At 64.6% G+C, this 11,961-nt stretch carries 13 protein-coding genes; 5 read left to right on the top strand and 8 right to left on the bottom strand.

The annotated features are described in order from the left end of the window. Positions 1-57 precede the first annotated feature (57 nt). Positions 58-333, top strand: a complete 276-nt coding sequence (locus RAD10_RS04180; protein ID WP_007598521.1) for a metal-sensitive transcriptional regulator — start codon at positions 58-60, stop codon at positions 331-333. A gap of 257 nt (positions 334-590) precedes the next feature. Here RAD10_RS04180 and RAD10_RS04175 read toward each other — a convergent pair whose 3' ends face one another. Further along, entirely contained in the window at positions 591-1,574 is a 984-nt protein-coding gene (locus RAD10_RS04175) for a YiiX/YebB-like N1pC/P60 family cysteine hydrolase (protein WP_461616430.1), read from the bottom strand. A gap of 192 nt (positions 1,575-1,766) precedes the next feature. Here RAD10_RS04175 and RAD10_RS04170 point away from each other — a divergent pair, with 192 nt between their 5' ends. Further along, positions 1,767-3,155 (top strand): flavin monoamine oxidase family protein, encoded by a 1,389-nt coding sequence (locus RAD10_RS04170; protein WP_461616429.1) that lies wholly within the window; start codon positions 1,767-1,769, stop codon positions 3,153-3,155. A gap of 176 nt (positions 3,156-3,331) precedes the next feature. Here RAD10_RS04170 and RAD10_RS04165 read toward each other — a convergent pair whose 3' ends face one another. From RAD10_RS04165 to rpmI, 6 genes are all read right to left on the bottom strand, one after another. Continuing rightward, positions 3,332-4,102 carry a sulfite exporter TauE/SafE family protein gene (locus RAD10_RS04165; protein WP_461616428.1) on the bottom strand — a complete coding sequence of 257 codons (771 nt, stop codon included), beginning with the start codon at positions 4,100-4,102 and terminating at the stop codon, positions 3,332-3,334. 55 nt (positions 4,103-4,157) lie between these two features. After that, positions 4,158-6,566 carry a phenylalanine--tRNA ligase subunit beta gene (pheT, locus tag RAD10_RS04160; protein ID WP_461616427.1) on the bottom strand — a complete coding sequence of 803 codons (2,409 nt, stop codon included), beginning with the start codon at positions 6,564-6,566 and terminating at the stop codon, positions 4,158-4,160. Beyond that, positions 6,563-7,009, bottom strand: a complete 447-nt coding sequence (locus tag RAD10_RS04155; protein WP_461616426.1) for an endonuclease domain-containing protein — start codon at positions 7,007-7,009, stop codon at positions 6,563-6,565. The genes pheT and RAD10_RS04155 overlap by 4 nt, the downstream gene beginning before the upstream one ends. Positions 7,010-7,113: 104 nt before the next feature. Continuing rightward, on the bottom strand, positions 7,114-8,196 hold the full coding sequence (gene pheS / locus RAD10_RS04150) for a phenylalanine--tRNA ligase subunit alpha (RefSeq protein WP_461616425.1): 1,083 nt from the start codon (positions 8,194-8,196) through the stop codon (positions 7,114-7,116). A gap of 178 nt (positions 8,197-8,374) precedes the next feature. Further along, positions 8,375-8,734, bottom strand: a complete 360-nt coding sequence (gene rplT / locus RAD10_RS04145; protein ID WP_247295030.1) for a 50S ribosomal protein L20 — start codon at positions 8,732-8,734, stop codon at positions 8,375-8,377. 81 nt (positions 8,735-8,815) lie between these two features. Next, positions 8,816-9,016 carry a 50S ribosomal protein L35 gene (gene rpmI, locus RAD10_RS04140; RefSeq protein ID WP_008539890.1) on the bottom strand — a complete coding sequence of 67 codons (201 nt, stop codon included), beginning with the start codon at positions 9,014-9,016 and terminating at the stop codon, positions 8,816-8,818. A 273-nt stretch (positions 9,017-9,289) separates the two neighbouring features. Between rpmI and RAD10_RS04135 the strand changes: the two genes are divergently transcribed. Then, positions 9,290-9,694: a hypothetical protein gene (locus RAD10_RS04135; protein WP_461616424.1), complete on the top strand. Its 405-nt coding sequence runs from the start codon at positions 9,290-9,292 to the stop codon at positions 9,692-9,694. 63 nt (positions 9,695-9,757) lie between these two features. Here the strand turns inward: RAD10_RS04135 and infC are convergent, their stop codons facing one another. Next, the gene (gene infC, locus RAD10_RS04130; RefSeq protein WP_080670072.1) at positions 9,758-10,297 is read right to left on the bottom strand and encodes a translation initiation factor IF-3; all 540 of its coding nucleotides are present in this window, start codon (positions 10,295-10,297) and stop codon (positions 9,758-9,760) included. 246 nt (positions 10,298-10,543) lie between these two features. On the opposite strand from infC, the gene RAD10_RS04125 reads away from it, so the two are divergent. Both RAD10_RS04125 and RAD10_RS04120 read left to right on the top strand, forming a co-directional pair. Beyond that, positions 10,544-11,332 carry an alpha/beta hydrolase gene (locus tag RAD10_RS04125; protein WP_461616423.1) on the top strand — a complete coding sequence of 263 codons (789 nt, stop codon included), beginning with the start codon at positions 10,544-10,546 and terminating at the stop codon, positions 11,330-11,332. A 161-nt stretch (positions 11,333-11,493) separates the two neighbouring features. Next, the gene (locus RAD10_RS04120; RefSeq protein ID WP_461616422.1) at positions 11,494-11,961 is read left to right on the top strand and encodes a nuclear transport factor 2 family protein; all 468 of its coding nucleotides are present in this window, start codon (positions 11,494-11,496) and stop codon (positions 11,959-11,961) included.

The following is an 11,961-nucleotide window of genomic DNA, read 5'->3' as shown; positions in this document are numbered from 1 at the left end:
CTCCGGCCTTGTACCCTGGGTCTTGCAACCCATACCCGGTAGGGGTATATAGACCCCATGCGCAAGGACATCAAGGCATCTGTCGGAAAACGCCTCGGCCGGATTGAAGGCCAGGTTCGCGGCCTCTCGAAAATGGTAGAAGAGGACCGCTACTGCATCGACATCGTGACGCAGATCTCTGCGGTGCGTGCCGCACTGCGCCGGGTCGAGGAAGAGGTCCTGAAGGACCACGTCGCCCATTGCGTCGAGCACGCGATCGCGAGCGGCGACAAGGCCGACCAACGCGAGAAGATCGCGGAGCTGATGGCGGTGATCGGACGGGCGGAGCGGTAGGTCTTTACGTCTGTCATTGCGAGCGAGGCAATCCAGACTGTCCCGAAGACGTAGTCTGGATTGCTTCGTCGCAAGAGCTCCTCGCAATGACGGTTACTGAGGAGAGGTTGCGCCACACTCACAGCCGTCGTCCCTGCGAACGCAGGGACCCATAACCCCAGGGAAGGGTTTGACGAAGACTGGGAGTTCGGGATTTCTACCGGCGCAGCCGATAGATCACGCGGTATGGGTCCCTGCTTTCGCAGGGACGACGGCCGTTACGCCGCCCTCTCGCGTACCCGGCCACGCCGCCTCGGGCGGTACATCGCCAGCTTCTTCAGCAACGGGACATGCCCGGAGACGGGCACGTTTTCAGCCGCCTCCGCAGCTTGCGCACTCATTTGCGCAGCCGGAATTTCAGCCGGCGCTTCTTGGTCAACCGCCTCAGGAACGAGCGGCGGCGCACTGATCGTTTCTGGAAACACACTGAATGTGCCCGCTACCTCCTCGAGCGGCTTCTGCTTGTCGGCCCAGTGCAGGGCGGTGTAGTCGAACCCGTGCACGATGGTGGGTTTGACGACTTCGAAATAGGGCGAGATGTCGAAGTCGCGGGGCATGTAGAGCGAGGAATCGCGGATGTGCAGGATGTCGCGGCGGGCGGCGCGGCTGCCGGCCTTGGTGATCTTCGGCAGGATCGGATAGCGCACCGCGTCGAACGCTTGTGCGATCAGCGCCGAGCAGATGATCTTGGTCGGATCGCCCGAGCCGATCGCGATCATGCGCCGCCGCCAGCGTTGCGGTATCGGCAGCGGGAACAGGAAGCGCATGAGGTCGACGATGTTCTTGGTGTCGTAGCCGAAGCCGATGCGGTTGATCGCATAGCGGCAGACCGTGGTGCGGTCCTCATAGGACAGCCCGACCGGACGGCAGAGGCGGGTGTGATAGGGGAAGTATTTCGACAGCGGCGCAGAGGTGACGCCTTCGCCGATATTGGCCTCGATCAGCACATGCGGCTCGCCGTTGGGCTCTTCCGCGCCCTCGATCGGACCGACATAAAGCGCGGCATGCGACCAGGTCGACTGCGTCAGATATTTGATGATGCCGGAGATGCGGTTGTTGCCCTCGACCAGCAGCACATCACCGGGCTCGATCACGCCGCGCAGGTGCTCCGGGTCGCTCGGCGTGAACGGCTCGTAGCCCGGCACCTCCTTGGAGAGGTACGCGGCAATCAGCTTGCCGACTGAATCTAGGGCCGTCCCCATCTCAAACTCCCCCCACGGCCTTTTCCGGCCGCCTTTTTTCCTTCTCTATCATGGTCGAAACATGTTGCAATTCGGTTCATCACTCCGTGAGATCAAGCACGATTGATTCACCATGATGGTTGCTGTGCAACATCAGATGCGGCAAGGTTCGCGGGCTGTTCCCGTTTGCCGCAAGCCCCCGGAAACCATGACATGACAATCACGCGCCGCGGCTTCCTTTCGGCGTCGGCGGTTCTTGCCGCGATGCCGGCCCTGCGCGCAAACGCCGCGACTCTGCCGCGCGAGACCGACATCGTCGTGATCGGTGCGGGGGCCGCGGGAATCGCCGCGGCGCGGCGCATCATGGCGACGGGGCGCAAGGTCATCGTGGTGGAAGCGGCGTCCCAGATCGGCGGCCGCTGTATCACTGACAGCACGACCTTCGAAGTGCCGTTCGACCGCGGCGCGCGCTGGATGCACAACCCCGACACCAATCCGATGATCCGGCTGGCGCGCAGCGCCGGGCTGGATGTACTGCCGGCACCGTCGGGTCAGAAGATGCGCATCGGCCGCCGCAACGCGCGCGCGGGCGAGACCGAGCAGTTTTTGGCGGCGCTGGTGCGTGCCAACCGCGCCATCGACGAGGCCGCGCGCGGCAAGCTGGATTCCTCTTGCGCGTCCGTGCTGCCGAAGGATCTCGGCGACTGGGCGGGCGCGGCCGAGTTCATGCTGGGCGCAAGCTTTGCCGGCAAGGACCTGAAGGAGCTGTCCGCAATCGACAAGGGACGCGCGCAGGACCGCAATGCGGCGATCGCTTGCCGTCAGGGCCTCGGCACGCTCATGACCAAGCTCGGCGAGCAGGCGCCGGTGGCGCTCTCGACACCGGCGAGCCGAATTGCCTGGAGCAACCGCGACGTCAGCGTGGAGACGCAAGCCGGCAAGATTGCCGCGCGCGCCGCCATCATCACGGTCTCGACCAACGTGCTGACATCGGGCGCGATCAAGTTCACGCCCGACATTCCCAAACGAACGTTAGACGCGGCATCAAAACTCGGCCTCGGCAGCTACGATCGCATCGTGCTGCAATTGCCGGGCAATCCGCTCGGCCTGTCGCGTGACGATATCCTCATCGAGCAGAGCAATTCGACGCGCACCGCGCTCATGTTCGCCAATATCGGCGGCTCCTCGCTGTGCTCGATCGACGTCGGCGGCTCGTTCGGGCGCGATCTCTCCGAGCAAGGCGAGAAGGCGATGGTCGCCTTCGCCAGGGAATGGATCACAAAACTGTTCGGCAGCGAGGCCGCGGTCGCCGTGCAAAAGACCAGCGCGACGCGCTGGAACGCCTCGCCCTACGTCATGGGTGCGATGTCGGCCGCCTCACCCGGCGGCCAGCTCTCGCGAAAAATCCTGGGCGAGCCGATCGGCAATGTGTTCCTCGCCGGCGAGGCCACCCACGAGACGCTGTGGGGCACCGTCGACGGTGCCTGGGAAAGCGGCGAGCGCGCCGCGGACGCAGCCTTGCGCAAGATCGGTGCGCTCAAGGACGATTCGGCGGATGTGCCGACGCAGTCGACGAAGAAGCGGCGGGCGCCAAGGCAGTAGGGCAATCAAGCCGCAACACACTCCGCCGTCGTCCCTGCGAACGCAGGGACCCATAACCACATGACGTGGTTCGGTGAAGACTGGCAGTTAAGAGATCTTCGTCGGTACGGCCACCTGTGCTTAATCGATAGATCACGCGGTATGGGTCCCTGCGTTCGCAGGGACGACAGCGGTGGTTACCGCAACACCCCGTCCAGCACCGGCAATCCCGCGATCACCGCCATCGCAATCAGCCCGTAGCAGATGCCGCGAAACATCCGCTCACTCGCACGGCCGAACAGCGAGGCCCCAAACGCGACGCCGATCGCATAGACCGGGCCGACGATGAGCGAGAGCACGAGCGACTCGCGGCTGATCAGGCCCGTGGTCGCGTAACTGATCATTGAGAAAAAATCAGACGCGCCGAAGAACAGCACGATATTGGCGCGGGCGACGATCGGCGCGATCGGGCGGCCGAGCCAGTAGCCGACGATCGGCGGGCCGCCGGTCTGCGCGAGGCCACTACAGAAGCCCGAGAGGCTGCCGATGCCGACCGAGAGCCAGGCGTGGTCCTTGCCCCGATAGCGCCAGCCCGACAGCAGCAGAAGCAACAGCGCCGCGACGAAGCAGGAGATGATCCAGCGCGTGGTGACGGGCTCGAGCACACTGAGGAAATAGGTGCCTACGGGCACGCCGAACAGCGCGCCCAGCACGATCACGGCGGTGGCCTTGCGATCGGCCTTGCGCCAGGCGTCGGGCAGCAGCGGCGCCGCCGCGACGAAATCGATCACGAGCAGCAGAGCTGCCACGAGCCGTGGCGCCGCGATGCTGCTCGCCAGCGGCATGAAGATCAGCGCCGAGCCGAAGCCGGAGAAGCCGCGCGCGGTGCCCGAAACGAAAGCGACGGCGCAGAGCGCCATCGCAATGGTGAGGCTGACGTCCTTTGGGAGGAAGTCCGTAAGGGTCATGCTCTATGATTCTGGAGCATGACGTTGTCCGAAGACCGTTTCACACTTTTCGGCATCATGCTCTCAAGACGCCGCCGGTCTTCTTCGTGACCTCGGCCACGATCTTTCCGGCCACGGCCTCGATCTCCTGATCGGTCAAGGTCTTCTCGCGCGGCTGGATCGTCACTGCGATCGCGATCGACTTCTTGCCGTCGTCGATGCCCTTGCCTTCGTAGACGTCGAACACGTTCACGCCGGTGATCAGCTTCTTGTCGACGCCTTGTGCCGCGCGCACGATGTCGCCGGCCTTCACGGCGCGGTCGACGATGAAGGCGAAGTCGCGCGACACCGGCTGGAATGCCGACAGCTCGATCACGGGCTTGGCGCGGGTCGGCTTCTTCTTCGCCTCGGGGATGCGGTCGAGGATCACCTCGAACACCATCAGCGGGCCGTCGGCGCCGAGCGCTTCGAGCGCGCGGGGATGCACCTCGCCGAAAGTGCCGAGCACGTTCTGCGGCCCGATCTGGATCGTGCCGGAGCGGCCCGGATGCAGCCACGCCGGCCCGCCAGCCACGATCTGCAGCGCCTGCATCGGCGCGCCGGCGGCGGCCAGCACGGCGAGCGCATCGGCCTTGGCGTCGAACACATCGGCCTGTGCCGAACCCGACCAGTGCCGCCCCTGACCTTCCGACGAAGCAAAGCCGCGGCGGACGCCGCTTGCCGCCATGAACTGATCCTGCGGGCGGTCGCCCTTGAAGACCTGACCGACCTCGAACAGCGCGACATCGCCAAAGCCGCGATCGGCATTGGCCTGCGCCGCCGCGATCAGGCCCGCCAACAGGGTCGGGCGCATGTCGGACAGATCCGACGCGATCGGGTTGGCGACCTCGAGCTCACGCTGGCCGCCACCGAACAATTTTGCCGCAGGCTTCGTGATGAAAGACCAGGTCACCGCTTCGATGATGCCGCGGCTCGCGAGTGCGCGCTTGGCGCGGCGGGTGCGCAGCTGAAGCGGCGTCAGCACCGGTTTGCGCGCGTCCTCGCCGCGCTCGAACGGCGTCATCGGCACCTTGTCGACGCCGAAGATGCGGACGATCTCCTCGACGATGTCGGCCTTGCCGTGCACGTCGGAGCGCCACGAGGGCACCGCGACCTTCACCACCGGGCCCGGGCCCGCCATCATGAAGCCGAGATGGGTGAGGATGCGCTTCATCTCCACCTGCGGCACCTCGATGCCGGACAGACGCTTGACCTCGGTGACGGGGAAGTCGATCACGCGATCGTCGCCGAAGGCCTTGCCGACCACGACGGTCTCGGACGGCGCGCCGCCGCACATCTCCATCACCAGCTTGGTGGCGAGCTCCAGCCCCGGCACCATGAAGGCCGGATCGACGCCGCGCTCGAAGCGGTAGCGCGCATCCGAATTGATGCCGAGCTTGCGGCCGGTTTGCGCGATGTTGATCTCGTTCCACAGCGCCGATTCGATCAGCACGTCGGTGGTATCATCGTCGCAGCCCGAGGCTTCGCCGCCCATGATGCCGGCGAGCGATTCGACGCCGTGCTCGTCTGCGATCACGCAGATGTTGGGATCGAGATTATAGCTGCGGCCGTCGAGCGCCAGCAGCGTCTCGCCGTCGCGGGCGCGGCGCACGACGAGATTGCCCTTCACCTTCTTGGCGTCGAACACGTGCAGCGGCCGCGCGCGGTCGTAGGTCATGAAGTTGGTGATGTCGACCAGCGCGTTGATCGGACGCAACCCGATCGCGGTCAGCCGCTTCTGCAGCCATTCCGGCGACGGTCCGTTCTTGACGCCGCGCACGAGGCGGAGCGCGAAGCCCGGACACAAATTGGCGTCCTCGACCGTGACCTTCACGGGGCAGGGGAATTCGCCCTTGATCGGCTTGATGGCGGGGTCTTTGAACTTGCCCATGTCGGCGGCGGCGAGATCGCGCGCGATGCCGTGCACGCCGGTGCAGTCCTGCCGGTTCGGCGTCAGATTGATTTCGACCACGGGATCGCCGAGGCCGGCCCATGCGGCGTAAGCCGCGCCGATCGGCGCATCCGCCGGCAATTCCATGATGCCGTCATGGTCGTTGGAGATCTGCAGCTCGGCCGCCGAGCACAGCATGCCGCGGCTCTCGACGCCGCGGATGGTGCCGACACCGAGCGTGATGTCCTTGCCGGGAATGTAGGTGCCGGGCGGCGAGAACACGCTGACGAGACCCGTCCGCGCATTCGGCGCACCGCACACGACCTGCACCGGGGCACCGCCGTCGCCGGTGTCGACCATGCAGACGCGCAGGCGATCCGCGTTCGGGTGCTGCTCGGCCGAGATCACCTTCGCAATGGTGAAGGGCTTGAGCGCCTTCGCCTTGTCCTCGATGTTCTCGACCTCGAGCCCGATCATGGTGAGCTTCTCGGCGAGCTTGTCGAGCGGCTCGTCGGTCTCGAGATGATCCTTCAGCCAGGAGAGGGTGAATTTCATGGCTGTGTTTTCTCCACGGAGACGGTCTGCTCCCTCTCCCGCTTGCGGGGGAGGGTCGGGGTGGGGGCTCTCTCCGCGACGGTGGTCGCGATGGTTTCGAGAACGCCGCCACGATTTGTCATGACATCGAGATTGCTGAAGCGGAGCACCTTGAAGCCCATCGCTTCGATTGCGGTAGAGCGACGCGCGTCGGCGCGCTCGCCATCATTCGAGAAGTGTTGGCCGCCGTCGAGCTCGATGACGAGCTTGGCTGCGTGGCAGATGAAATCGGCGATGTAATTCTCGATCGGCACTTGGCGGCGGAAGCTCGCGCCGTTCAGTCGGTGGCCGCGCAGTTCCGACCAGAGGATCCGCTCCGCATCGGTTGAGTCGCGCCTGAGTGAGCGAGCATTGCCTCGCAGCTTGCCCGAGACCTTCCAGTCCGGATGTTCAGGATCGACCATTGGCAACCCCATCGAGGAGAGACCCCCACCCCAACCCTCTCCCGCAAGCGGGAGAGGGAGTCCGACCGTCGTTGCGGCTGGAGCAATTGTGTCCCAGCAGGCCATCACGAGCTCAGACCCCCAGCCAGCGTCGGCACCTCCAGCGGCTTGAAGCCGTAATGGGACAGCCAGCGAACGTCGCTGTCGAACAGCTGGCGCAGATCGGCGATGCCGTATTTCAGCATGGCGATGCGATCGATGCCCATGCCCCAGGCAAAGCCCTGGTACTCGTCGGGATCGATGCCGCAGGCGCGCAGCACGTTGGGATGCACCATGCCGCAGCCGAGGATCTCCAGCCAGTCCTCGCCCTCGCCGAAGCGGATCTCGCCCTTGTCGCGGCGGCACTGGATGTCGACTTCCAGCGACGGCTCGGTGAACGGGAAGAACGAGGGCCGGAAGCGCATGTTGATATGGTCGACCTCGAAGAACGCCTTGCAGAACTCGTGCAGGATCCATTTGAGGTGGCCGAGATGCGAGCTCTTGTCGATGACGAGACCTTCGACCTGGTGGAATTGCGGCGTGTGGGTCGCATCCGAATCGATGCGGTAGGTGCGGCCCGGGCAGATCACGCGGATCGGCGGCTTCTGGTTCAGCATGGTGCGCACCTGCACCGGCGAGGTGTGGGTGCGCAACAGCATGCGCGAGCCGTCCTCCTTCGGATGGAAGAAGAAGGTGTCGTGCATCTCGCGCGCGGGATGGCCTTCCGGGAAATTCAGCTTGGTGAAGTTGTAGTCGTCGGTCTCGATGTCGGGGCCTTCGGCGACCGAGAATCCCATGTCGGCGAAGATCGTCGTCAGCTCGTCCCAGACCTGGCTCAGCGGATGGATGCGTCCGGCGTCAGTCGGCGCATCGCGCAGCGGCAGGGTGACGTCGATGGTCTCGGACGCCAGCCGCGCATCGAGCGCCGCCGATTTCAGCACGTCGCGCCGCGCGGCGAGCGCTGCGGTGACTTGGTCCTTGGCCTGGTTGATCGCGGCGCCTTGCGTCTTGCGCTCGTCCGGCGACATCTTGCCGAGCGTTGCGAGCAGCGCGGAGATCGAGCCCTTCTTGCCGAGCGCTGCGACACGCACGGCTTCCAGCGCGGCCTCGTCGGTGGCGGCCGCGATGTCGGCGATGATCTGGGCTTCGAGCTTGGCAAGATCGGTCATGGCAATCCCTTTTGGCCAGGATGCTGAGCCGATGATCCTAGCTCGCCACACCCGGCATCGCGCCGGGCATCCACGTTTGAGAAGTGTATTTGCGCGAGAGATGATGACGGCCGGGGCAGCAAAGCGCGAGACGCGCCCCTGCCCAGGCCCTCATAAGTCGAACGCAGTGGAGAACGGCTTACGCCGCCAGAGCGGCCTTGGCCTTCTCGGCAATCGCCTGGAACGACGCGGGCTCGTTGATCGCGAGATCCGACAGCACCTTGCGGTCGACGGTGATGCCCGACTTGGCGAGACCGTCGATAAATCGGCTGTAGGTCAGGCCGAACGGACGCACCGCGGCGTTGAGGCGCTGGATCCAGAGCGCGCGGAAAGTCCGCTTCTTGCGCTTGCGGTCACGGAAGGCATATTGCATCGCCTTCTCGACCGCCGGCTTGGCGGCGCGGATGGTGTTCTTGCGGCGGCCGTAGAAACCCTTGGCGGCCTTGTAGACTTTCTTGTGCTTGGCGTGGGCGGTCACACCGCGTTTGACGCGTGACATGACAAAAATCCTTCAGAGATGACTTCGGTTTTCGGATCGCCGCGGGACATGCGGCGCTGGCGGCAATGATCGTGGACGCGATCAGGCGTTCGGCAAGAAGTACTTCTTGACGTTGTCGCCGTCGGTCTTGAACAGCACGCGGGTGCCGCGGAGCTGACGGATCTGCTTCTTCGTCCGCTTGATCATGCCGTGACGCTTGCCGCGCTGGGCGTGCATCACTTTGCCGGTGGCAGTCACCTTGAAGCGCTTTTTAGCGCCCGATTTGGTCTTCAGCTTGGGCATTTGGCTCTCCTAATGGCCACAGAGATCCGCCCGCGAAAGGCGGCTGGCCGTCAAAATGCTCGTTAGAGCGTTGATTGTGCTCAGGTTTTTACGAACAAGCGCAAAACCCGCACGAAACACCGCCACGGCAGCCCTTAATCAGCCGGGCGATGAAGGCTGGGCTTATGGCAGAGGACAAGCCAATTGGCAACGATGAACCGCCGGAACCTGCCCGGCGACTATCCGGAATTGCAACCCATATGTCCAAGCCGTGTCGCCTGGAGCAGGACCCAAATGGCCCGTTTTTCCCAATCGCACTCCTCTTTGACTGCTTTCGCCCGTCCGCGCCGTCTGGCGCTGCTCGCCATGCTTGCCGCAGCCGCGATGCCCTCGACCGCCGACGCCCGCATGGGCGGCTATGACGGCATCTGGAATGTCACCTTCGCGACCACGCGCGGCAATTGCAGCTCCGGCTACAGCGTTCCCTTCACCGTGACCGGCAGCCGGGTGTCGTCCGCCGGCGGCGGCCGGGTCTCCGGCAAGGTCAAGCGCGGCGGAGCTGTGGCGGTCCAGGTCTCGGTCGGCGCCTCCCATGCCAGCGGCGGCGGCCGGCTCGCCGGCGTGCACGGCGCGGGCTTGTGGAGAGGCGTCATCTCCGGCGACCAATGCAGCGGCACCTGGCAGGCGACGCGAACCTGACACGCAAACGGCCCGCCGGAGATCCGGACGGGCCGTTGAATTCTCAGTCCTAACGAGCCGGCGTCAGCGCGGCGCCAGCACCATGACGACCTGACGGCCCTCGAAGCGCGCGTCCTGCTCGACCTTGGCGAGCTCGGCGACGTCGGTCTTGATCTTGTCCAGAAGCTTGGTGCCGATCTCCTGGTGCGCCATTTCGCGGCCGCGATAGCGCAGCGTGATCTTGACCTTGTCGCCCTCTTCGAAGAACCGCTGCATCGCGCGCATCTTCACGTCGTAATCGTGGTCGTCGATCATCGGGCGGAGCTTGATCTCCTTGATCTCGACGATCTTCTGCCGCTTGCGGGCTTCGGCGGCTTTTTTCTGGGCCGAATACTTATACTTCCCGTAGTCCATGATCTTGCAGACGGGAGGGCTGACGTTCGGGGAGATCTCGACCAGATCCATGCCGGCTTCCTGGGCCATCCGGATGGCCATGACGGTCTCGACCGTGCCTTTGTTGTCACCGGCCTGATCGATCAGCTGGATCTGCGCATTGCGAATATCATCATTGATGCGCGGCCCATCTTTGCTGGCGACGGGCGGGGCTTTATTGGGACGGCGAATGGGTGGTTCTCCAAAGTTGTGAAAGAGGCTGCTATTTTGCAGGAAGATGCGTTTGCCGGCAAGCAATTCGCTCGTGCGCGAAACGAAAAACCCTCAAATGCGAGGTATTTCGGCCACGCCTGGGCACGCTGACCGACATAGACACCTTGCTTCCGTTCCGCAAGCGTCCCAAAGGGACAATGCCGGTCTCCGGCGCTGCGGACTACGACCCGACAGCTCAAACCGCACAGCCAGGGTAAACGTTCCATGAGCCATGCAATTCCCGATGCCGTGCTCGACTCCATCGACGTGGGTGAAGGCCCGTCAGCACGCAGGATCGCGGTGCGCAGCCGGCGCGGGCAGGGGCCCGGGCTGGTCTGGCTCGGCGGATTCAAATCCGACATGCAGGGCAGCAAGGCCCTGGCACTGGACGCCTGGGCCCGGGATCACGGCCGCGCCATGGTCCGGTTCGACTATTCCGGCCACGGAGAATCCGGCGGCGATTTCGCCGATGGAACCATCGGACGCTGGCTGGAGGAGTGCGTGGCGGTGTTCGAACGGTTCTGCGATGGCCCGCAGGTCCTGATCGGCTCCTCCATGGGCGGCTGGATGGCGCTGCTGCTCGCGCGCGAGATCAGGAAGCGTTCTGGCGCGGCCTCGCTCGCGGGCTTGGTGCTGATCGCGCCGGCGCCGGACTTCACCGAAGAGCTGATGTGGAAGAATTTTTCGCCGGCGGTGAAGCAGGAGATCGAGACCAAGGGTCTCTGGCTGCGGCCATCCGAATATGGCGATGGCTCGCCCTATCCGATCACGCGGAACCTGATCGAGGAAGGCCGCAATCATCTCGTGCTCGGCAGCGCCATCGATCTCGGCTGCCCGGTCCGCATCCTGCAAGGTGCGAAGGATCCTGATGTGCCCTGGCAGCACGCCTTCGCGCTGACACATCGTCTGCCGGCCGACGACGTCGTGCTGACCATGATCCAGGACGGCGATCACCGCCTCTCCCGCCCGCAAGACATCGCGCGCATTCTTGCCGCGGTGGCTGAGATCGCGTGAGGTGTCTCTAAACAATCGGTGTCATCGTCAGCGAAGGCGGACGATCCAGTATTCCAGAGGCGGTCCTTTCTAATCGAGAAGCCGCGGCGTACTGGATGCCCCGCCCCCGTGCGCAATTGCGCACTAGGCGGGGCATGACGAAGAAATTGGGAGACACGCCAATGACCACCACCGCCATGCTGCGCGCCTTCTGCGATGCGGTCGAGCAGCGCAACGGCAGAGCATTCGCCGAGCTGTTCACCGAGGACGGCGTCTATCACGACGTGTTCTACGGCGCCTTCGCAGGCCGCGAGAAGATCGCCGCGATGATCGACGACTGGTTCTATCGCACGGCGACCGATTTCCGCTGGGACATGCACGATCCCGTCACCGACGGCACCACGCTCTATGCGCGCTACACCTTCAGCTATCGCTCGATCTTGCCAGAGGCGGACGGCGCGCGGGCCATGTTCGAGGGTGTCGCGATCATGACGCTGAACGGCGGCAAGATCGTGAGCTATCACGAGGTCGCCAATACCGCGCCGGCGTTTGTCGACCTGAAGTTTGCGCCGGAACGGATTGCCAAGATCGTCGCCAAGCAGGGCGCGGCGCTGAAGGCGCGGCCGGAGATGCAGCGGCATTCGAAGTAG

The sequence above is a fragment of the Bradyrhizobium sp. 23AC genome, assembly GCF_054863025.1.
Note: the sequence above shows the minus strand (reverse complement) of the source record. Positions and strands in the feature narration are given on the sequence as shown.

Excerpts from the sequence above, each read along its gene's own strand:
- RAD10_RS04125 (WP_461616423.1), top strand. The coding sequence starts at position 10,544 with ATGAGCCATGCAATTCCCGATGCCGTGCTCGACTCCATCGACGTGGGT.
- rplT (WP_247295030.1), bottom strand. The coding sequence starts at position 8,734 with ATGTCACGCGTCAAACGCGGTGTGACCGCCCACGCCAAGCACAAGAAA.
- RAD10_RS04170 (WP_461616429.1), top strand. The coding sequence starts at position 1,767 with ATGACAATCACGCGCCGCGGCTTCCTTTCGGCGTCGGCGGTTCTTGCC.
- RAD10_RS04155 (WP_461616426.1), bottom strand. The coding sequence starts at position 7,009 with ATGGTCGATCCTGAACATCCGGACTGGAAGGTCTCGGGCAAGCTGCGA.
- RAD10_RS04175 (WP_461616430.1), bottom strand. The coding sequence starts at position 1,574 with ATGGGGACGGCCCTAGATTCAGTCGGCAAGCTGATTGCCGCGTACCTC.
- RAD10_RS04165 (WP_461616428.1), bottom strand. The coding sequence starts at position 4,102 with ATGACCCTTACGGACTTCCTCCCAAAGGACGTCAGCCTCACCATTGCG.
- RAD10_RS04180 (WP_007598521.1), top strand. The coding sequence starts at position 58 with ATGCGCAAGGACATCAAGGCATCTGTCGGAAAACGCCTCGGCCGGATT.
- pheS (WP_461616425.1), bottom strand. The coding sequence starts at position 8,196 with ATGACCGATCTTGCCAAGCTCGAAGCCCAGATCATCGCCGACATCGCG.
- rpmI (WP_008539890.1), bottom strand. The coding sequence starts at position 9,016 with ATGCCCAAGCTGAAGACCAAATCGGGCGCTAAAAAGCGCTTCAAGGTG.
- pheT (WP_461616427.1), bottom strand. The coding sequence starts at position 6,566 with ATGAAATTCACCCTCTCCTGGCTGAAGGATCATCTCGAGACCGACGAG.
- RAD10_RS04120 (WP_461616422.1), top strand. The coding sequence starts at position 11,494 with ATGACCACCACCGCCATGCTGCGCGCCTTCTGCGATGCGGTCGAGCAG.
- RAD10_RS04135 (WP_461616424.1), top strand. The coding sequence starts at position 9,290 with ATGGCCCGTTTTTCCCAATCGCACTCCTCTTTGACTGCTTTCGCCCGT.